This is a genomic window from Nocardia violaceofusca NBRC 14427 (assembly GCF_963869435.1).
GTDB classification, from domain to species: domain Bacteria; phylum Actinomycetota; class Actinomycetes; order Mycobacteriales; family Mycobacteriaceae; genus Nocardia; species Nocardia aobensis.
The window spans coordinates 235,472-255,539 of the sequence record NZ_CAWMPM010000009.1 but is presented as its reverse complement, the minus strand read 5'-3'; the positions used below and the strand labels follow the sequence as shown (position 1 = coordinate 255,539).

18 protein-coding genes are annotated in these 20,068 nt (G+C 68.2%); 8 read left to right on the top strand and 10 right to left on the bottom strand.

What is annotated here, in order from left to right; all coding sequences use genetic code 11:
• The first annotated feature begins 155 nt into the window (after nt 1-155).
• On the top strand, nt 156-830 hold the full coding sequence (locus tag AC5592_RS09390) for an EthD domain-containing protein (protein WP_036498514.1): 675 nt from the start codon (nt 156-158) through the stop codon (nt 828-830).
• Nucleotides 831-834: 4 nt separating this feature from the next.
• On the opposite strand, the gene AC5592_RS09385 is transcribed toward AC5592_RS09390, so the two are convergent.
• Nucleotides 835-1,866, bottom strand: a complete 1,032-nt coding sequence (locus tag AC5592_RS09385) for an extracellular solute-binding protein (RefSeq protein WP_157121701.1) — start codon at nt 1,864-1,866, stop codon at nt 835-837.
• A 143-nt stretch (nt 1,867-2,009) separates the two neighbouring features.
• Between AC5592_RS09385 and AC5592_RS09380 the strand changes: the two genes are divergently transcribed.
• From AC5592_RS09380 to AC5592_RS09370, 3 genes are all read left to right on the top strand, one after another.
• A complete protein-coding gene (locus AC5592_RS09380; protein WP_063063956.1) occupies nt 2,010-3,419 on the top strand; it encodes a metallophosphoesterase in 1,410 nt (469 codons plus the stop codon).
• 63 nt (nt 3,420-3,482) lie between these two features.
• On the top strand, nt 3,483-4,019 hold the full coding sequence (locus tag AC5592_RS09375; protein WP_036498508.1) for a MarR family winged helix-turn-helix transcriptional regulator: 537 nt from the start codon (nt 3,483-3,485) through the stop codon (nt 4,017-4,019).
• A 73-nt stretch (nt 4,020-4,092) separates the two neighbouring features.
• Entirely contained in the window at nt 4,093-5,175 is a 1,083-nt protein-coding gene (locus tag AC5592_RS09370) for an Hsp70 family protein (RefSeq protein WP_232329273.1), read from the top strand.
• Between the two features lie 9 nt (nt 5,176-5,184).
• On the opposite strand, the gene AC5592_RS09365 is transcribed toward AC5592_RS09370, so the two are convergent.
• The 7 genes from AC5592_RS09365 to AC5592_RS09335 all read right to left on the bottom strand — a co-directional run bounded on the left by AC5592_RS09365 (nt 5,185) and on the right by AC5592_RS09335 (nt 11,845).
• The gene (locus AC5592_RS09365) at nt 5,185-5,691 is read right to left on the bottom strand and encodes a DUF3558 family protein (protein WP_063063955.1); all 507 of its coding nucleotides are present in this window, start codon (nt 5,689-5,691) and stop codon (nt 5,185-5,187) included.
• Between the two features lie 5 nt (nt 5,692-5,696).
• Nucleotides 5,697-6,197, bottom strand: coding sequence for a DUF3558 family protein (locus tag AC5592_RS09360; RefSeq protein ID WP_198163794.1), 501 nt, complete (start codon nt 6,195-6,197; stop codon nt 5,697-5,699).
• Nucleotides 6,198-6,367: 170 nt separating this feature from the next.
• On the bottom strand, nt 6,368-7,144 hold the full coding sequence (locus AC5592_RS09355) for an enoyl-CoA hydratase (protein ID WP_036498506.1): 777 nt from the start codon (nt 7,142-7,144) through the stop codon (nt 6,368-6,370).
• A gap of 16 nt (nt 7,145-7,160) precedes the next feature.
• Complete coding sequence (gene mmsB / locus AC5592_RS09350) at nt 7,161-8,075, bottom strand: 3-hydroxyisobutyrate dehydrogenase (protein WP_036498504.1); 915 nt, start codon at nt 8,073-8,075, stop codon at nt 7,161-7,163.
• The gene (locus AC5592_RS09345; protein ID WP_063063953.1) at nt 8,075-9,157 is read right to left on the bottom strand and encodes an enoyl-CoA hydratase/isomerase family protein; all 1,083 of its coding nucleotides are present in this window, start codon (nt 9,155-9,157) and stop codon (nt 8,075-8,077) included. Before AC5592_RS09345 ends, mmsB begins: the two co-directional genes overlap by 1 nt.
• Before the next feature lie 23 nt (nt 9,158-9,180).
• Nucleotides 9,181-10,320, bottom strand: coding sequence for an acyl-CoA dehydrogenase family protein (locus AC5592_RS09340; protein ID WP_036498499.1), 1,140 nt, complete (start codon nt 10,318-10,320; stop codon nt 9,181-9,183).
• 4 nt (nt 10,321-10,324) lie between these two features.
• Nucleotides 10,325-11,845 carry a CoA-acylating methylmalonate-semialdehyde dehydrogenase gene (locus tag AC5592_RS09335; protein WP_063063978.1) on the bottom strand — a complete coding sequence of 507 codons (1,521 nt, stop codon included), beginning with the start codon at nt 11,843-11,845 and terminating at the stop codon, nt 10,325-10,327.
• A 218-nt stretch (nt 11,846-12,063) separates the two neighbouring features.
• On the opposite strand from AC5592_RS09335, the gene icmF reads away from it, so the two are divergent.
• Together icmF and AC5592_RS09325 are read left to right on the top strand one after the other, a co-directional pair.
• Complete coding sequence (gene icmF, locus AC5592_RS09330) at nt 12,064-15,327, top strand: fused isobutyryl-CoA mutase/GTPase IcmF (protein ID WP_063063977.1); 3,264 nt, start codon at nt 12,064-12,066, stop codon at nt 15,325-15,327.
• Nucleotides 15,328-15,411: 84 nt separating this feature from the next.
• On the top strand, nt 15,412-16,497 hold the full coding sequence (locus AC5592_RS09325; RefSeq protein ID WP_063063952.1) for an amidohydrolase family protein: 1,086 nt from the start codon (nt 15,412-15,414) through the stop codon (nt 16,495-16,497).
• 63 nt (nt 16,498-16,560) lie between these two features.
• Here the strand turns inward: AC5592_RS09325 and AC5592_RS09320 are convergent, their stop codons facing one another.
• Entirely contained in the window at nt 16,561-16,965 is a 405-nt protein-coding gene (locus AC5592_RS09320; RefSeq protein ID WP_036498495.1) for a Dabb family protein, read from the bottom strand.
• A 103-nt stretch (nt 16,966-17,068) separates the two neighbouring features.
• Here AC5592_RS09320 and AC5592_RS09315 point away from each other — a divergent pair, with 103 nt between their 5' ends.
• The gene (locus tag AC5592_RS09315) at nt 17,069-17,698 is read left to right on the top strand and encodes a TetR/AcrR family transcriptional regulator (protein WP_036498493.1); all 630 of its coding nucleotides are present in this window, start codon (nt 17,069-17,071) and stop codon (nt 17,696-17,698) included.
• Between the two features lie 95 nt (nt 17,699-17,793).
• Nucleotides 17,794-19,308: a flavin-containing monooxygenase gene (locus AC5592_RS09310; RefSeq protein ID WP_063063951.1), complete on the top strand. Its 1,515-nt coding sequence runs from the start codon at nt 17,794-17,796 to the stop codon at nt 19,306-19,308.
• Here the strand turns inward: AC5592_RS09310 and AC5592_RS09305 are convergent.
• Nucleotides 19,281-20,054, bottom strand: coding sequence for a helical backbone metal receptor (locus AC5592_RS09305; RefSeq protein ID WP_063063950.1), 774 nt, complete (start codon nt 20,052-20,054; stop codon nt 19,281-19,283). The two genes, AC5592_RS09310 and AC5592_RS09305, sit on opposite strands and share 28 nt — an antisense overlap.
• Nucleotides 20,055-20,068 lie beyond the last annotated feature (14 nt).

Genomic DNA, 20,068 nt, shown 5'->3' with positions numbered 1-20,068 from the left:
GCGACCGAGCCCGCCGGACCGGCGCACGAACGCGGCGATCCGGCCTGGCGATTCGGTCCCGGTGAGCGGGACCGGGTTTGGCGAATCGCGAGTCTCGCGCGGTAGACGGAACTACCGTCGTCGCAGCCGAACGCAGTTCCCCGAAAGGATCCGGCATGAAATTGATGTACGCCCTCTGGGGGCCGGATCTCGCGGACACCCTGCACGCGCCGGAGTTCCACCGGCGGCTGGCCGCCGCGGGGGCGACCGAACTCCAGGTCAACATCGGCGACGCCGACGTCGCGGCCGCACAACTGCGGGTGAGCACCTACGACGAACCCGTCGCGGCGATCGTCGGCGTCTGGAGCGAGGGACAGAACGGGCCGATCACCGATGTGCTCGGTGGCGTGGCCGAGCGGATCAACGGCTGGATCGTGGACGAACGCGAACCGCTCACCACCGCGCGGCCCCCGGACGGAACCCGCTACGAGGCGCTGGCCAATATCGCGCTGCTGCGAATTCCGCAGGAGCTGACCCGCGCCGAATGGCTGCGCAATTGGCAGGACCGGCATACCACCGTGGCCATCGAAACCCAGGCCACCTTCGGTTACGTGCAGAACACCGTGGTCGCGGCGGTCACTCCGGGGCCGCGGGTGGACGCGCTGGTCGAGGAACTCTTCCCGATGGACGCGATGACCGACCAGCACGCGTTCTGGGGCAGCGGCGGTGACGACGCGGAGTTGCAGCGCCGCGCCGGTCGCATGATGGCCAGCGTCGCGACCTTCGGCGCCGACCGCGATCTCGACGTCATTCCGACCAGCAGGTACCGCTACGACCTGACCGCCTCGTAGCGGATCAGAGCAGCCCCGCCTCGCGCATCAACGCCTCGACTCGATCGGGGTCGAGTTCGCTCGGATTCACGCGCGGCGGGTCCAGCGAATCCAGCGGCGGCAGCGCCGGATCGGCGGGGACACCCGCGGCCACCGGATACTCCATGGCCGCACCGCCGCTGAGCAGACGCTGCCCGGCCGCGGCCGTCACGAATCGCACGAACCGCTGGGCCTCGGCGGCGTGCCGGCTCGACTTCAGCACCCCCGCACCGGACAGCGAGAGGTATCCGCCCGGGTCCCCGCCGCGGAAATAGTGCGGCGTCGAGGGACCGATGATCCGCTCGGGTGCGGGCTGGTCGCGGTACCAGTCGGTGGCGAAGACCAGCGCGCCGCCGACCCCTCCCGCACCGACCGCCTTCAGTGCCGCGAAGCCGTTGGGCGCGTCGGTGGCGTTGTCCTTCACCCCGTGCAGCCACGCGCGCGTGGCGTTCTCGCCGTCGAGTGCCAGCAATGCCGCGACGATCGCCTGGAAGTCCGCGCCGTGCGAATCGGCGGTCCAGCGGCCGTGCCATCGCGGCTGTTGCAGGTCCAGCAAGCCGGCGGGCAGTTCGGCGGGCGGGATCTTCCCCGGGTGGAAGACGAATGCGGTCGACCGCGCGGCGATTCCGGTCCACTGCCCCGAACTCGGACGGAACTGTTCGGGCACCTGCGCGAGGGTGGCGGGGTCGAGGCCGGCGAACAGACCGGCGCGCTCCATCCGGGCCATCGCCGGTGAATTCTCGGTGAGAACCACATCGGCCGGCGATCGGTCGCCCTCGGCCAGCACCTGATCGGCGACTTCGGCGTCGGCGCCGTCGCGCAACGTCACCCGGATTCCGGTCTGCTCGGTGAAGGCGTCGGCCCACTGCCGGGTCAGACGCTGATCATGCGAGTTGTAGACCACGATCTCCGGCTCGTCCGAGGACGCCGAACACGCGGTGATCATGGCCGAGGCGGCCAGCGCCACCACGCCGAGCACGAGTTTCCACCGACGTTCGTGCTGCTGCGCCGCTGCCATGGACCGTCCTTCCGATCGGATACTGCGCCGAGGCGACCGGCTAGCCAACCTACCCGGTGAGCCGACGGCACGACACACGGTATGGTGTCGGCCTGGGTAGGGTCGGCCGTGGATCGGTACCGACCACCCACGAGGAAGCGACGATGACCTGTTGCGGGCCGAATCGCCGCCGCCTGCTCGCGGCCCTGGCCGCCGCGGCCGCCACACCGGTCGTGCTTCCGATTTCGGCTCGGGCACAGGCGAATTCACTGCGCGCGACGGATCTGGAGGTGGTCACGCTCACCGACACGTCGGCGATCATCACCTGGACGACACTCGCCGCCGATGCGTCGGGAGCATCGGTCCCGGTCGCGGCCGGCACCGAGATCCGCTTGGCCCCTGCGGATTCCGCCGGTCCCGCCCGGCCGGTGCCCGTGACCGGCGCCGATCGGACGCCGTATCACTACGCCCAGATCGACGGCCTGGAGCCGGGACGGCGATATCGATTCGAGGCGTGGTCGGACGGGGTGCGGGCGGTACCGGCCCCGGAGTTGGTCACTCATCTGCCCGGCGCACCCGAATGTAGCGGTGAATTCACCACTCTCGTCGCTCCCCCGGGCCGGTTGCTGCGCACCCTCGCGCTCTGCAACGACGTGCACATCGGTGAGGAGACCAGCGGCATCATCGCCGCAGGGCTGCCGCCGGGCGTGCGACAGGAACCGGGACTGCCGCCGTACCCCGAGGTGATGCTGGCGGCATTGCTCGACGATCTGCGCCGGCCGGATCGCGGCGCCGACCATCTGATCCTGGCCGGTGATCTGACCGCGGAAGCCACCTCCGAGCAGACCCGGGCGGTGCGAAATCGGCTGGACGCCTGGGGAATCGAGGGTCGGGACTGGTTCGCCGCACGCGGCAATCACGACCGTCCCCATCCCGGCGCCGACTACGCCGGCTGTCCGGCGGTGGCGGCCGACCACTACGACTGCTGGGGCGAATCCTTCCTTCCCCCGGCACAATCGACCGAACATCGGCTCGGCGGGTTGCGGCTGATCGGACTCGACACCACCGAACTGGACGGCTCCGGGGGCAGTATCGGTCCCGAGCAATTCGATCGCCTGCGCGAATCGCTGCGTCGCGATCCCGACCGGCCGACGGTCGTCTTCGGACACCATCCGGTCACCGCGGAATCGGGACTGACCAATATCGCCGGCCCGAATTTCGTGCTGAATCGATCGGACGCGCTCACCCTGCAGCAGCTGTATCAATCGACACCGGGGGTGTTCTTCCACCATGCGGGCCATACCCACCGCAATCGCCGCACCCGCCCCGACATCCCGCTCCGGGTGGAATTCCTGGAAGTGGGCGCGGTGAAGGAGTATCCGGGCGGCTACACCCTGCTGCGCCTCTACGAGGGCGGTTACATGGTCAATTTCTACAAAACCCGCACCCCGGACGCGCGGCGGTGGAGCACCCGCAGCCGGGCCGAATATCTCGGACTGATGCCCGAGTACACGCTCGGAAACACCGCCGATCGCAACCATGTTGTCCTCGGTGATCTTTCGGGACTGTCCTGAATCACCGATCCGGCGACTCCCGGACCGCAGCGTGGGAGCGGGCGGGCAAATACACTCGGCAGTATGGCCGCACCCCGCCCGCTTCCGCTGGACCCCATCGAAGAGGCCCACCGCCAGTGGACCTCGCACGGCTGGGGCGATGTCGCCGACGGCATGGCCGCGGTGACCTCTCTGGTGCGTGCCCAGCAGATCGTGATGGCCCGGGTGGACGAGGCGCTGCGCCCGTCGGGGCTGACCTTCTCCCGCTACGAATTGCTGACGCTGCTCGGCTTCAGCAAGACCGGGGCGCTGCCGATGGCGATGGCCAGCGCCCGGTTGCAGGTCCACCCGACGAGTGTCACCAATACCGTCGATCGGCTCGAAGCGGCCCAACTGGTCAAACGAGTACCACACCCCAGCGACCGCCGGGCAACCCTGATCGAGATCACGGCCGCCGGCCGCGATCTGGCGGCGGCGGCAACCCGGGAATTGAACGAGAAGGTCTTCGCCCGGCCGGGCCTGCCTCCGGAGCGTCTCCAGCTGCTGCTGCAACTGCTCGCGGAATTCCGGCGCGAGGCGGGCGACTTCGACAGCGGTGATACGCCGACCCGGTGGGCCTGAGGGTCGACTCGCCAGCATTCCGGCAGCGACATCCCGGGCCGCTGCCTTTCCATCGGCGGCCGGAAGGTTCACCATGGACGCCATGGTGCTGGTCCTGGGCGTGTCGGCGGGCGCTGGTGGCGCGCGCGCCATGCTCACCCATTCCGATCAGCCGCATCTGCCGCCGATCGACCGCTGTGTGGTCGCGCGCCGCGCGGGCGCGGGGGTCGAGGAGCCGGTCTTCCAGGCCATCGACGCGATGCGGGCATCCGCGGCCGACCGCGACGAATTCGTCACCGGCATCGCCGTCACCTCCCGCTGCGCTTTGCACGCCGAGGCCATCCGGGCCGCGGCCGGACGCAGCCGGCTGACCATCATCGACGAACCGCCGGCCCAGTTGCGGTATCTGCGGTTCAGCGGACAACTGCCCGACGAGGGTGCGGTGCTGATCTACGACCTCGGCAGTTCCGGGCTCACCCTCACCGAGGCCGACTGCCGCACTCAGGCCATTCTCGCCGCCAAGCGCAGCACCCTTCTGGGCGGCGACGGCCACGACGCCCTGCTGCGCTGGCATCTCGCGCACGGCGGGGTGGAGATCGACAATGCCGCCGGACGCGACTACAAGGAACAGCTCAGCGCCACTCGGGTGGTGACGGTCGGCGATCCTCGCTCCGGCACGCGAATCGTCGTGACGCGCAGCGATTTCCGTGATCTGGTCGCGGCCGGGATCCATCATTCGGTGTCGTATGTGCGGCAGTTGATCGACGACACCGGGGTCGCGCCGCGGGCGGTGGCACTACTGGGCGGTTGCACGCGTAGCCCGGGTGTCCGGGAGTCGCTGGAGCAACTGCTGGATCTGCCGGTGATCTACGATCCGGAGCCCGATTTCGTCTCCGCGCGCGGTGCGGTGCTGATGGCCACCGAACAACCGGCGGCGCGCCGGGTGCGCGGTATCCGATTCGCCCCGCCGCAGTGCGGGGCGGCGAAGCCGACGCCGCGACCGGCGGTATCGCGACGCAAGGTGGTCGCCGCGCTGGCGGTGACCGCGGCGCTCGGCGCGACGGTCACCGGCCTGCTGGTCACCGGACACGATTCGGCGCGGCCGGCGCACGACGGCACCCCGGCCCGTCCGGTGGAGGTCGCGGGCAGCAGCGCCGAACCCGTTCCCGGGAAGTGACGCCGCGAATCATCCGTCGAGTTTGACGGTGGCCTTCTCGGCGTTCATCGCCGCCGCGCACGGGTCGGGGGTGGCGAGGCGGGAGCGGTTCTGCACCCAGTAGGTGACCGTCCCGGAATCGGCGGCCGACACTCCACAACTGCCCGGGTCGCGGGGATCGTGCCAGATCAGGCCGCCGAAATCGGCGACGACCAGATGGTCGGTGCGATAACCGAGGGCAGCCGCCACCTGGCCGTCACGCAACAACGAGTCCTGCGCGAACCAGGCGTAGGTGATATCGACGATGCCGCCGCCGGGGTAGTTGCCCTCCCAGGCGCAGATGGTCGGTCCGCCCTCGCGGTGAACGGCGGTGGCGTGCACCAGATTCGCGATCTCGGCATCGGTTTCCGGACCGCAGCCCTGCAGAAGTTCGTCCTCGGCCCGCGCCGGCCGCTGCGCGGGCGTCGGCCCCGAGGAACATCCGGTCGCGGCGGCGATCAGGGCCACCGCGACGACGAGACGGCGCGCTCGGCGCATGATCCTCACCCCGCCTTCGCCAGGGTCGCCGCGGCCAGCTGCCGCACGGCCGAACAGGCTTGTGCCGCAGGCTGTTGCGGCTCGTCGGCGCGCCAGTCGACGAAATCCGCGGCACCGGAATCGACGGCGGCCTCACACGACTGCGGAGTGGCGAAGAGCCGGCCGGTGTGGTCGCCGACCCGCAGCGCCGACACCTGGGCCGCGGGGTCGGTGGCGGTGTGCGCGGCGATCGGGCTGGCACGGAACCATTCGAAGGTCACCGAGGTGCCCGCGGCCGCCTCCCAGCGGCAGCGCAGCGGATTGGCCGAAATCTGCTGTATGCCGGAAATGCCCGTTGCGGCAACGATATCGGCATCGGTGGCGGACCCGCATTCGGCGACCGCCAATGCCTGCGCGGCAGCCGGCGCTGGGAGCGAACTCGTCACGGCCGGGGTCGTTCCGGACGCGCCGCAACCCGCCACCACCGCAGCGGAGGCCACGGTGATCACGGCGGCTACCCATCTCACGCCGATGAGCGTACGGGAAATGCCTGGGCCCGCGACGGCTCGACGGGCGTGGACCCGTGCGGTCGCCGGCACCGCGACAGCGCACCGCCGCCCAGGCCAGCTCGAAACCCGGATGCCGGCAAGGGCGGGGCCGACGACTGCGAGCGATGCGCGGCGGTCAGGGGCAGCGCTCAGCGGTGTTCGAAGTTCGCCGCGCGCTTCTCCACGAAGGCGGTCATGCCCTCGGTCTGATCCTCGGTGGCGAACAGCGAGTGGAACACCCGGCGTTCGAAACGCAGGCCCTCGGTGAGCGTGGTTTCGTACGAGCGGTTCACGGCCTCCTTGGCGATCATCACCGACGGCAGCGACATGCCGGCGATGGTCTCGGCGACCTCGCGCGCGGTGGACAGCAGTTCCGCCGCCGGAACGACACGGGCCACCAGTCCGGCGCGTTCGGCCTCCTCGGCGCCCATGTTGCGGCCGGTGAGAATCAGATCCATGGCCTTGGCCTTGCCGACCGCACGGGTCAGGCGCTGTGAGCCGCCCATACCGGGGATCACGCCGAGCTTGATCTCCGGCTGGCCGAACTTCGCGGTGTCGGCGGCGATCAGGATGTCGCACATCATCGCAAGCTCGCAGCCCCCGCCCAGGGCGTATCCGGCCACCGCCGCGATGATCGGCTTGCGGAACGCGCCGACCCGGTCCCAGCCCTGGAAGAAATCGGCCAGGAACATGTCCATATAGGACTTGGACTGCATCTCCTTGATATCGGCGCCGGCGGCGAACGCCTTCTCCGAACCGGTCAGCACCACCGCGCCGATACCCGCATCGGCCTCCACCTCGTCGAGGGCGGCGGTGATGTCGGTGAGCACCTGCGTATTCAACGCGTTGAGTGCCTTCGGCCGATTCAGGGTGATCACCGCGACCCGTCCGGTGCGCTCCAGCAGAATGGTCTCGAAGTCGGTCACTGTTTCCCTTTCTCGGCTACTCGCCGGAATCCTGGCCCGGCTCCGCGCCGGAACGGCGACGAATATCGGTGACGATAGCGGAGAAGTCCAGGTCCCCCGCCGACCGGTTGAACTGCTCGTAGATCTCGGCCGCCAGCAGACCGAACCGTCCCTCGACATCGTTGTCGCGCAGCGCCTTCGCGGCCAGGCCGAGGTCCTTGTTCATCAGCGCGGTGGCGAATCCGGGCCGGTATTCGTTGTTGGCGGGGCTGGTCGGCACCGGGCCGGGCACGGGACAGTAGGTGGTCAGCGACCAGCATTGGCCCGAGGCGGTGGAGACCACGTCGTAGAACTTGTCGTGGGTCAGGCCCAGCTTCTCGCCCAGCACGATCGCCTCGGACAGCCCGATCATCGAGATGCCCAGCATCATGTTGTTGCAGATCTTCGCGGCCTGCCCCACGCCCGCGCCGCCGCAGTGCACGACCTTGCCGCCCATCACGTCCAGCACCGGCTGCGCCGCGGCGAAGTCCTCGGTCTCGCCGCCGACCATGAAGGTCAACGTGCCGGCGGTGGCACCGCCGACGCCGCCGGACACCGGTGCGTCCAGGGCCCGATGTCCCGCTGCCACAGCGACTTCCGCCGCGCGCTTGGCGTCGGCGACGTCGATGGTGGAGCAGTCGATGAACAGGGTGCCGGGTTTGGCGGACGGCAGCACCGCGTCGTAGACGTCGAGCACGATGCGGCCGTTGGGCAGCATGGTGATGACGATCTCGGCTTCCGTCACGGCCGCCGCGGCGGTGTCGAAGACCTCCACCCCGTCGGCGCGGGCCTGTTCCTGCGCGGCCGGTACGGGGTCGTAGGCCAGCACCTGATATCCGGCACGCACCAGATTCGCCGCCATCGGGCCGCCCATATGCCCGAGGCCCAGGAAGGCCACCTTCGTCACGCTCATCACTCCTGTGCTCCGCTCAGTCCGAGTTCCCGGTCGCCCAGATCGGCGAAATAGCTGTCCACCAGCGCATCCGACACCTCGGCGAGGGTGGCGGGCGCCCACTGCGGATTGCGGTCCTTGTCGACCACCTGGGCGCGGATGCCCTCCACTAGGTCGTGGGTGGTCAGCGCGGCGACCGAGACCCGATACTCCTCGTCGAGCGCCTGTTCCAGGTTCGCCGCCCGCCGGGCGTTGCGCAGGGACCGCAACGTAACCTTCAGCGCCACCGGCGATTTCGCCAGCAGATCGCCTGCGGCCTTGGCGGCCTCGGGGGCATCGTGGCGCTGCAGCCGCGCGACGATCTCCTCCACCGTGTCGGCGCTGTAGCAGGCATCGATCCACGACCGCTGCGCGGCGAGATCCGACGCCGGCGCGGGCTGCGCGACGGCGGCGATCGCGGCGTCGGCATCGGTGCGCCGCAGCTGTGCCAGCAGATCCGGAATGCGTTCGGCGGGAACGAAGTGGTCGGCGAATCCCGCCGCGATCGCATCACCGGCGCCCATGCGAGCCGTGGTCAGGGCGACATGGGTACCCAGCTCACCCGGTGTGCGCGCCAGCAGATAGGTGCCGCCCACATCGGGAATGAAGCCGATACCGGTCTCGGGCATGCCGACCATCGACCGCTCGGTCACGATGCGGCGATTGCCGTGCGCGGACAGCCCCACACCGCCGCCCATCACGATGCCGTCCATCACGGCCACATACGGTTTCGGATAGTTGCCGATCAGCGCGTTGAGGATGTACTCGTCGCGCCAGAACCGGCCGCTCGGCGAATCGGCGCTGTCGCGACGCGAAACACCGTGCGCCACAGCATTCTTCGCGTCGGTGTGAATCGCGACGATATCGCCGCCCGCACACAGTCCGCGTTCCCCGGCGCCGGTCAGCACCACCGTGCGAACCTCGTCGTCGTCGGCCCACTCGCGCAGGGCGGACAGAATCGCCTGCGCCATCGGGTGATTGAGCGCGTTGATGGCCTTGGGCCGGTTGAGCGTGATCAGGCCGACGCCGTCGCGCTTGTCGAACAATACTTCTGCTTCGGTCATGTGATTCCTTACGCTGTATCCGCTCATGCCGCGCCGACCACCGAGCGGGCCACCACGACCCGCATGATCTCGTTGGTTCCCTCGAGAATCTGGTGCACGCGCAGGTCGCGCACGATCTTCTCGATTCCGTACTCGGCCAGATAGCCGTAGCCGCCGTGTAGTTGCAGTGCCTTGTTGGCCACCTCGAATCCGGCATCGGTGCCGAAGCGCTTGGCCATCGCGCACAGCTCCACCTTGTCGGCGGCATCCGCGTCGAGCGCGGCCGCGGCCCGCCACAGCAGGGTCCGCGCCGCCTCCAGTGAGGTGCGCATATCGGCCAGGTCGAACTGCAGTGCCGCATTGTCGAGCAGCCGGGCCCCGAATGCCGTGCGCTGGGCCATATACGCCACGGTCCGGTCCAGCGCGGTCTGGCCGCCGCCGAGGGAGCAGGCCGCGATGTTGAGCCGGCCACCGTTGAGGCCGTTCATCGCGATCCGGAAGCCGTTGCCCTCGCCGCCGAGCAGATTCGCCGCCGGCACCCGGGCGTCGTCGAGGATGACCTGCCGGGTCGGCTGCGCGTTCCAGCCCATCTTCTTCTCGTTGGCGCCGAAGGAGAGTCCGGGCGTATCCGCGGGCACGATGAAGGCCGAGATGCCGCGCGAACCGGCATCGTCGGTCCGCGCCATCAGCACGTACACATCGGTGCTGCCCGCGCCCGAGATGAACTGCTTGACGCCGGTGAGCAGATAGTCGTCGCCGTCGCGAACGGCCCTGGTGCTCAGGGCCGCCGCGTCCGAGCCGACTCCCGGTTCGGTGAGCGCGTAACTGCCCAGCAGATCCATCGAGGTCAGCCCGGGTAGCCACCGATTGCGCTGGGCCTCGGTGCCGTAGCTGTCGATCATCCACGCGGCCATGTTGTGGATGGAGATGTAGGCCGCGATCGCCGGGCATCCGGTGGCGAGCTGTTCGAAGATCCGCACCGCGTCCACGCGGCGCAATCCGGAACCGCCGACATCCTCACCGACGTAGATGCCGCCCATGCCGAGCGAGCCGGCCTTGCGCAGCACATCGATCGGAAAGTGCTTGTGCTCGTCCCATTCCAAGGCGTTCGGGGCGAGCAACTCGTCGGCGAAGCCGCGCGCGGTGTCCACGATCGCCTGTTCGTCCTCGTCGAGTACGAACATCGAGTCAGTCCATCGTCGGGATGACGAAGTGATCGGCACCCGCGTCCGCGGCCGGCGCGGTCCGCAGGCCCTGGGGCCAGCGCTGGGTGACCGTCTTGGTCTTGGTGTAGAAGCGGATCGAATCGGGACCGTGCTGGTTCAGGTCGCCGAAGCCGGACGCCTTCCAGCCGCCGAAGGTGTGATACGCGATCGGCACCGGAATCGGGACGTTGACGCCGACCATGCCGACCTGCACGCGCGCGGCGAAATCGCGGGCGGTGTCACCGTCACGGGTGAAGATCGCGACGCCGTTGCCGAATTCGTGTTCGCTCGGCAACCGCAGCGCCTCCTCGTAATCGGCGGCGCGCACGATCGCGACCACCGGACCGAAGATCTCCTCCCGGTAGATCCGCATCTGCGGGGTGACGCGGTCGAAAAGTGTTGCGCCGACGAAGAATCCGTCCTCGGCGCCCGCCACCTCGAGCCCCCGGCCGTCGACCACGAGTTCCGCACCCTCGTCGACACCGATCTGGACGTAGTTGTTCACCCGGTCCACACCGTCGCGGCCGACCAGCGGCCCGAAGTCCGCGCCCGGATCGTCGGAGCGGCCCACGTTCAGCTTGCCGATGCGCTCGACCAGCTTGGCGCGCAACCGATCCGCGGTCTCCGCACCGACCGGCACCGCCACCGAGATGGCCATGCAGCGTTCCCCCGCCGAGCCGTAGCCGGCGCCGATCAGCTGATCGGCGACATCGTCGAGATCGGCGTCCGGCATGACGATCGCGTGGTTCTTGGCGCCGCCGAAGCACTGGGCGCGCTTGCCGTTCGCGGTGGCGGTTTCGTAGATGTACTGCGCGATCGGGGTGGAGCCGACGAAGCCCACGGCCTTGATCCGCTCGTCGTTCAGCAGTGTGTCGACCGCCAGCTTGTCACCGTTGACGACGTTGAACACACCGGCCGGCAACCCGGCCTCGAGGAACAGTTCGGCCAGCCGCAGCGGCACCGAGGGGTCACGCTCGGACGGCTTGAGCACGAAGGCGTTACCACAGGCCAGCGCCGGTCCGGCCTTCCACAGCGGAATCATGGCCGGGAAGTTGAAGGGGGTGATGCCGGCGACCACTCCGAGCGGCTGCCGCATCGAGTACACGTCGATCCCGGTGCCCGCGCTCTCGGTGTACTCCCCCTTGAGCAGGTGCGGGATGCCGATCGCGAATTCGATCACCTCGAGTCCGCGCTGAATATCGCCCTTGGCGTCCGGGATGGTCTTGCCGTGCTCGCTGGACAGCAACGCGGCCAGCGAATCCATCTCGTCCTGGACCAGGGCGACGAACTTCATCAGCACCCGGGCCCGCTTCTGCGGATTGAACGCGGCCCACGTGCGCTGCGCCTGCGCCGCATTCGCGATCGCGCCCTCGACCTCGGACACACTCGCCAGCGGCACCCGCGCCTGCACCTGCCCGGTGCTGGGGTCGTAGACGTCGCCGAAGTTACCGGAGGTCCCGGGCACGTGCTGCCCGCCGATGAAATGAGTCAGTTCGCGAACCATGCCAGTCCTGTTCTCGATGCGGTCGATGCCTCCCACGCCGGAGCCGAGGCAGTATGCGGCCATCCTATAGTTGGACATCCAAGTATCGGAAGTCATGTGATTTACGCCACCAATGGCGCCGTGGTCCGCGTCACAGTACAGTTGATTTGACGTCCTACTATCGGGACGCCAAGCGTAGGTGCCCGGCGGTCCCGCGCCGGCCTCTGGTGGAGGATTACATGGCCGACCTGCACGTTCCGGTCCATCCCGTACGTTTCGTCACCTCCGCGGCCCTGTTCGACGGCCATGATGCGGCGATCAACATCATGCGACGCATCCTCCAGTCGCAGGGGGCCGAGGTGATCCATCTCGGGCACAACCGCGCGGTCCACGAGGTGGTCGACGCGGTGTTGACCGAGGACGTGCAGGGTGTGGCCGTCAGTTCGTATCAGGGCGGGCACGTCGAATACTTCGAATATCTGGCGAGCGCGCTGCGGGAGGCGGGGGCCGGCCATGTCGAGATCTTCGGCGGTGGCGGCGGCGTGATCGTCGCGGAGGAGATCGAACGGCTGGCGGCGGCGGGAGTGCGCATCTTCTCCCCCGAGGACGGCCAGCGCCTGGGCCTGCCCGGCATGATCAACGAACTCGTCCGCGCCTGCGACGTGGATCTGTCGACCGAACCGGCCGCGATCGAGGCGGTTCTCGCCGGTGAACGATATGCGTTGGCGCGCACCATGACCTGCCTGCAGGCCGATGCGCTGCCCGCCGCGCATCTGGACGAACTGCGGGCCGCGGCCGCCGGCCGGACCGTGCCGGTGCTCGGCATCACCGGCACCGGCGGATCCGGAAAGTCCTCGCTCACAGACGAACTCGTGCGGCGGTTGCGCACCGATCAGCAGGACAAACTGCGGGTGGCGATTCTCGCCGTGGACCCGACCCGGCGCCGCGGCGGCGGCGCACTGCTGGGTGACCGCATCCGGATGAACTCGCTCGACAGCGAACACATCTACTTCCGGTCGCTGGCCACCCGCGGCGCGCACGAATTGCCGACCAATATCGACGCGATGATCCTGGCCTGCAAGGCGGCCGGATTCGATCTGGTGATTCTCGAAACGCCGGGTATCGGCCAGGGTGACGCCGCGATCATCGACCACGTCGACATCTCGATGTATGTGATGACGCCGGAGTTCGGCGCCGCCTCGCAGCTAGAGAAGATCGACATGCTCGATTTCGCCGATGTGGTGGCCATCAACAAGTTCGAGCGCCGCGGCGCCGAGGACGCCCTCCGGGACGTCTCGCGCCAGCTCGTGCGCAACCGGGAGGCGTTCGGGTCGGCGCCGGAGGACATGCCGGTATTCGGCACCAGCGCGGCGACATTCAACGACGACGGGGTGACCGCGCTCTATCAGCATCTGGCCGGGCTGCTCGGTGCGCGCGGTCTGCCGCTGGAGACCGGGGTACTGCCGCGGGTCGACACCCGGGCCTCCACCCGCTTCGCGCAGATCATCCCGCCGGGACGAGTACGGTATCTGGCCGAGATCGCCGAGACCGTCCGCGATTACCATGCCGAGACGCGACGGCAGGTGGTCGCGGCGCAGCGGGTGCAGCGCTTCGAACAGGTGCTGGCGGAACTGGGGGCGACCGATGGCGCCGTCGACACCGAAATCGCTGCGGCGGACGATCTTTCGGCCGCGCAGCGAACGTTGTCCGGATTGCTCGCACGGGCGAACGAGGATCTCACGCCGGAATCGGCTGCGCTGCTGCGGGATTGGCCCGCCACCGTGGAGTCGTATCGCGGCGAGGAACAGGTGGTCCGCGTCCGCGACCGCGAGATTCGCACTCCGCTGCGACGAACCACGTTGTCGGACAACTCGATCCCGCGCGTGGCGTTGCCGCGCCTCACCGACCACGGCGAGCTGCTGCGCTTCCTGCGAGCGGAGAATCTGCCGGGCCGATTCCCGTTCACCGGCGGCGTGTTCGCGTTCAAGCGCGACAACGAGGATCCGGCCCGCATGTTCGCCGGTGAGGGCGATCCGTTCCGCACGAACCGGCGATTCAAGGTGCTCTCCGAACATGCCGAGGCCAAACGCCTCTCGACCGCGTTCGACTCGGTGACGCTCTACGGCCACGATCCGGCCCCGCGTCCCGATATCTACGGAAAGGTCGGCACCTCGGGCGTTTCCATCGCCACCGTCGACGATATGAAGGCCCTCTACAACGGGTTCGACCTCAGCGCGCCGAGCACCTCGGTCTCGATGACCATCAACGGTCCGGCGCCGACGATTCTGGCCTTCTTCCTCAATACCGCGATAGATCAAGCGCTGCAGCGCTTTCGGGAGGACAACGGCCGCGAACCGAGCGGCGACGAAGCGGCCGGCCTGCGTGCCCGCACCCTCGCCACGGTCCGGGGCACCGTGCAGGCCGATATCCTCAAGGAGGATCAGGGGCAGAACACCTGCATCTTCTCCACCGAATTCAGCCTGCGCATGATGGCCGATATCCAGGAATGGTTCGTCCGCAACGGCGTGCGCAATTTCTACTCGGTGTCTATTTCCGGCTATCACATCGCCGAGGCCGGCGCGAATCCGATCAGTCAGCTGGCGTTCACGCTGGCCAACGGATTCACCTATGTCGAGGCCTATCTGGCGCGCGGCATGGCCATCGATGAATTCGCGCCGAATCTGTCGTTCTTCTTCTCCAACGGCATGGATCCGGAGTATTCGGTGATCGGGCGGGTGGCCCGGCGGATCTGGGCGGTCACCATGCGCGACAAATACGGCGCCGACGATCGCTCGCAGAAGTTGAAGTACCACATCCAGACCTCCGGGCGGTCGCTGCACGCCCAGGAAATGAACTTCAACGACATCCGCACCACCCTGCAGGCCCTGATCGCCATCTACGACAACTGCAACAGCCTGCACACCAATGCCTACGACGAGGCGGTGACCACCCCCACCGAGGAATCGGTGCGACGCGCCCTGGCCATCCAGTTGATCATCAACAAGGAATGGGGCCTGGCGATGAACGAGAATCCGCTGCAGGGCAGTTTCGTGATCGACGAGCTGACCGATCTGGTGGAGGAGGCGGTGCTCGCCGAATTCGAGCGGATCAGCGAACGCGGCGGGGTGCTGGGCGCGATGGAGACCGGCTATCAGCGTGGGCGCATCCAGGACGAATCGATGCGCTACGAACACCGCAAACACGACGGGACGCTGCCCATCATCGGAGTGAACACGTTCCGCAATCCGAACGGCGAAACCCATCAGGTGCTGGAGCTGGCCCGCGGCACCGAGGCCGAGAAACAATCGCAGCTGCGGCGCACCGAGGAATTCGTCACCGCGCACCGCGAGCCGGCGCAGGCGGCGCTGGCCCGGCTCGAGGCCGCCGCACGCGGCGACGACAATGTCTTCGACGTGCTGATGGACGCCGCGCGGGTATGCACTCTGCAGCAGATCACCGACTGTTTCTTCACCGTCGGCGGGCAATACCGCCGCAATGTGTGACAAGGGTTCGGATGTGGCCCGCCGGTGTGTGCGGGCGTGTGACAATGCCGGAGAGCGGACAGTCGAACGCGACGGAAGGGCGCCATGGACCTCGCCGGTATCAGCGTTGTGGACGCACATATCCATCAATGGGATCCGCTGAACACCCCGCGGGATTTCAGCATGCTGGCGAAGCTGTTCCGGTTCGTGCCGGTGCCGGTCGACAAGGCCGCACGGCTGGCTCCCAAACGGGACCGCGATTTCGTCGGAATTCCCGATGCGTATCTGCGGCCGTATCTGCCCGCGGATTACCGAGAGGATCTGGGCGCGGTGCCGGTGGAGGCGCTGGTGCACATCGAGGTGGAATGGGCGGGGCGGGCACCGGACGCCAAGGCCGACGAGACGCGCTGGGTGGCCAGCCTGCCCTTCGGTGTGGACACTCCGGCCCTGGGCGCGATCATCGGCAGCGGTGATCCGGCGGCGCCCGGATTCGCCGAGCTCATCGACAAGCATCAGTCCGCGTCACCGCTGTTCCGCGGTATCCGCACCATGGTCGCCCATCATCCGGATCCCGGGGTGCGATCGTTCTGCCGGGCCGAGGGCGCACTGACCGAGTCGGCCTTCCTCGACGGCTTCGCGGTCCTGGCCGAACGTGGGCTGTCGTTCGAGGCGTGGGTCTATTCGCATCAGCTCCCGCAGGTCACCGCCCTGGCCCGGCGCTATCCCGAGGTGACGATCGTGCTCAACCATCTCGGCACGCCGGCCGGAATCTTCGGCCCGGTCGGCAAGAACACCGGCACCCAACCGGGCCGGCGCCGCGAACTGTTCGTGCAGTGGCGCGACGATATCGCCACGCTCGCGACACATCCCAATGTGATGGCCAAGGTCAGCGGGCTGGCCATGCCGATCCTCGGCCACCCGGTGCCGGTCCGGGGAATTCCGACCACGGTCGCCGAACTGCTGGACCGCACCGCGCCGCTGCTGCACCACGCCTTCGACGTCTTCGGCGCCCAGCGTCTCATCTGGGGTTCGAATTACCCGGTGGACAAACCGATTACGAGTATCGCCAACGGCGCGCAGGCGGTGATCGACGTCCTGGCCGACCGTGACGGCAGCGCCGAGGAACTCGAGCAGGTCTTCCGCACGAACGCCCAGCGCACCTACGGCATCGACGCGGAACTGCTGGCCTGAACACGGTGGAACCCCACTTGCACTGTATCCCAGTCGATTTCGTGCGCGGCGGCGGTGGCGGTCTCAGCCGAAGCGCAGTTCGGGAATCGTCGCCATCAGTTCCTTCCACTCCGGGTACATGGCGAGTTTGCGGTCGTTGACGGCCAGGATCTTCGCCTCCAACTCCGGGTCCGGATCGTCGGACACGTCGGGGCCGATATGCAGCTTCGCCAGGTGCGGAATGATTTCCGGGTCACCGGCGAGATGGACCGGATCGTGCATGTACCGCTCCAGGGCCGCCAGATCCGCGATGCCGACGGTGTAGGCGTGGGTGTACCCGGCCTCCGGGTCGGTCAGTAGCGCCTGCCCGACCGCCGCGAACGAGACCGATTCGACCGACGCGGTCCGGCGCATGGTGGTCAGCACGCGCTCTCGGTCCGCCTCGGACGTTTCGGGCCGGAAGGCGAAGCGCAGCGTGTGGATGATCATCCGTACCTCCTGATTTGAACTGGCTAGTTCAATCTAATGAACTTATTGGGTAGTCCACAAGAGCTGACCGGGGAGTCCATCGGATTGGACGTACAATGCGAAGGTGACGAAGGCACCGGCCGCGCGGGGACGCATCGACAAGCGCCAGGCGATCCTGGACGTCGCATTCGACGTCTTCGCCCGGCGCGGTTACGGCCGCGCCTGCGTCCAGGAGATCGCGGACGAGGCGGGGGTCGCCAAACCCACCGTCTACAACCACCTCAGCGATAAGGAAACACTGTTCCGCAGCACGGTCGAGGCGGCCGCCGACCAGGTCGGCGCGCAATGCCTCGCCGCGGTGGAGACACTGCGGGCCGTCGACGGCGACCCGGGTCCGGCGCTCACCGCCACCGCGCGCGCACTCGTGCACATCTGCGCCGGACCGCGGTCGCATGCCTTGCGCGCGTTGGCCTATGCCGAGCTGGGCACCTTTCCCGACCTGGTGCTGACCGTGCAGGAACGCACCTCGCTGCGCCTGGCGCAGACCCTGGCCGACCGGTTCGCGCGGCTGGCGCTCTCGGGCGGGCTGCGCCGATGCGATCCCGAACTCGCCGCCGAACATTTCCTCGCGCTCCTGACCGGACCGCTCGAGGCGCGTTCCCGGCTGGGCACCCGCGCAGTAGAACCGGCCGAACTGGACGAGATCGCCGACGCCGCCGCCGATGCCTTTCTGCGGGCCTACGGTCCGGCCTGAGACGGCCGGGCGTTGACATCCCGGCCACCGCGCGGTTAATTGGTGGCAGGTGCGGCCAGTCAGGTGCCCTGGCCGAGGACGGCACGGGAGCAGTCATGGCCATCGACCACGAAGTGATCATCGTCGGCGCCGGATTTTCCGGTATCGGGGTGGCGATCGCCTTGCGGAAGGCCGGTTTCCGGGACTTCCTGATCGTCGACGACGCCGACGGCGTGGGCGGCACCTGGCATTGGAACACCTATCCCGGCATCGCCGTGGACATCCCCTCGTTCAGTTATCAATATTCGTTCGAGCAGAGTTCGCGGTGGTCGCGCATCTACGCACCCGGGCGCGAACTGAAGGACTACGCCGAACACTGCGTGGACAAATACGGGCTGCGACCGCGCATCCGGTTCAGCACCACGATCACCACCGCGGAATTCGACGAGGACGCCTCGGTGTGGACGCTGCGCACCGGCGATGGGGAAACCCTGACCGCGCGCTACGTCATCGGCGCGACCGGTGTGCTGACCCGGCCGAAGCTACCGGATATCCCTGGCGTGGAATCGTTTTCGGGTCTCACCATGCACACCTCGCGCTGGGACCACGACCGTGACCTGCGCGGCAAGCGCGTGGCGATCATCGGAACCGGGGCGTCGGCCGTGCAGGTCATTCCCGCGATCGCTCCGGATGTCGCCGAGCTGACGGTCTTCCAGCGCACGCCGATCTGGTGCCTGCCGCGGCCGGACACCGCGCTGCCCACACCCGCCCGCTGGGCGCTGCGGTATCTGCCCGGCGGACAGGCGATTTCGCGTCTTGCGAGCCAGGCGTTCGTCGAACTGACCTTCCCGCTGTCGGCGCACTACTATTCGAATCTGCCCCTGGCCAAACTCGGCGAGCGCTCCGGACTGGCCCATCTGCGGCGCCAGGTGCACGATCCGGTGGTCCGGGACAAACTCACTCCGCGGTATGCGCTCGGATGTAAGCGGCCGGGTTTCTCCAACGACTACCTGCCGACCTTCAACCGCGACAACGTGTCGCTGGAAACCGATCCGATCGCCGAGATCACCCCCACCGGCGTGCGCACGGCGGCCGGCAACGAATATCCGGCCGACGTGCTGATCCTCGCGACCGGCTTCAAGGTCATGGAATCGGGCAATATGCCGACCTTCGACATGACCGGGGTCGGCGGCCGTGACCTCGAGAAGTGGTGGGACGAGAACCGCCTGCAGGCCTACGAGGGCGTCAGTGTGCCGGGCTTTCCCAACTTCTTCTCGATCATCGGACCCTACGGATACAACGGCTCGTCGTATTTCACGCTGATCGAGATGCAGACCTCCCACATCCTGCGGTTGCTACGGCATGCGCGCGGCAAGCGCGCCCACCGCATCGAGGTCACCGCGGCGGCCAACGAGCGGTACTTCCGGGAGATGCTGGAACGCCGCGGCGGACAGGTCTTCTGGCAGGACAGCTGCGCGGTCTCGAACAGCTACTACTTCGACAGGCACGGCGATGTGCCCCTGAAACCGATGAGTACCGTCGAAGCAGCTTGGCGCGCAACCCATTTCGATCTGGGCGACTACACCTTCGAACAGGTCCCGGCTCAGCTGCCGACCACGCGGGCCAGCTGAGCGGTCAGCCGCTCGCGCGCCTCGACCAGCGACGGGCCGTACCAGGTGAGGTCGCGGCCGCTCACCAGGGCGACCGGGATGCCCGCGAACGCCTCCGGACCGTCGGTGGGGGTGAAGACATACGGCTCGTCCGGTAGCACCGCCAGCCGAACGCCCTGCACCAGTTCGGATTCCGTCACCGTGGGATAGCGCTCCGCTCCCCTCGCGTGGACCAGGTTCAGACCGAGGCGACCGGCGAGGTCCGCGGTGAAGGTGTCGCGGCCGACCACCATCCACGGCTTGCGCCAGATCGGGATCACCGCATCGATAGGCCGGGTCGGCGCGGGCTCGGACCAGACCGCGCGGGCCCGGGTAAGCCAGGACGGCACCGCACCGTCCAGGGCGATGCCGAACAGCCGCGTCATCGAGGTGAAGGCCTCGTCGACGGTGCGAATCCGGGTGACCCACACCGGAATTCCCGCCTCGCGCATTCGCTCGACATCGAGGCGGCGGTTCTCCTCTTGATTGCACACCACCAGATCCGGCGCCAGTTCGGCGATCCGGCGCAGATTCGGGTTCTTCGTCCCCCGCACCCGTTCCACCGCCAGCTCCGGCGGGTGGGTGCACCAGTCGGTCGCGGCGAGCAGCAACTCCGGGCGGGTCACCGCGATGGCCTCGGTCAGCGACGGGACCAGCGACACCACCCGGCGCACCGGACGCCGCAGTGCCACCGCGGCATCCAGATCGTCGACGGGATCTTCGGGCACTACGCCAGCATATG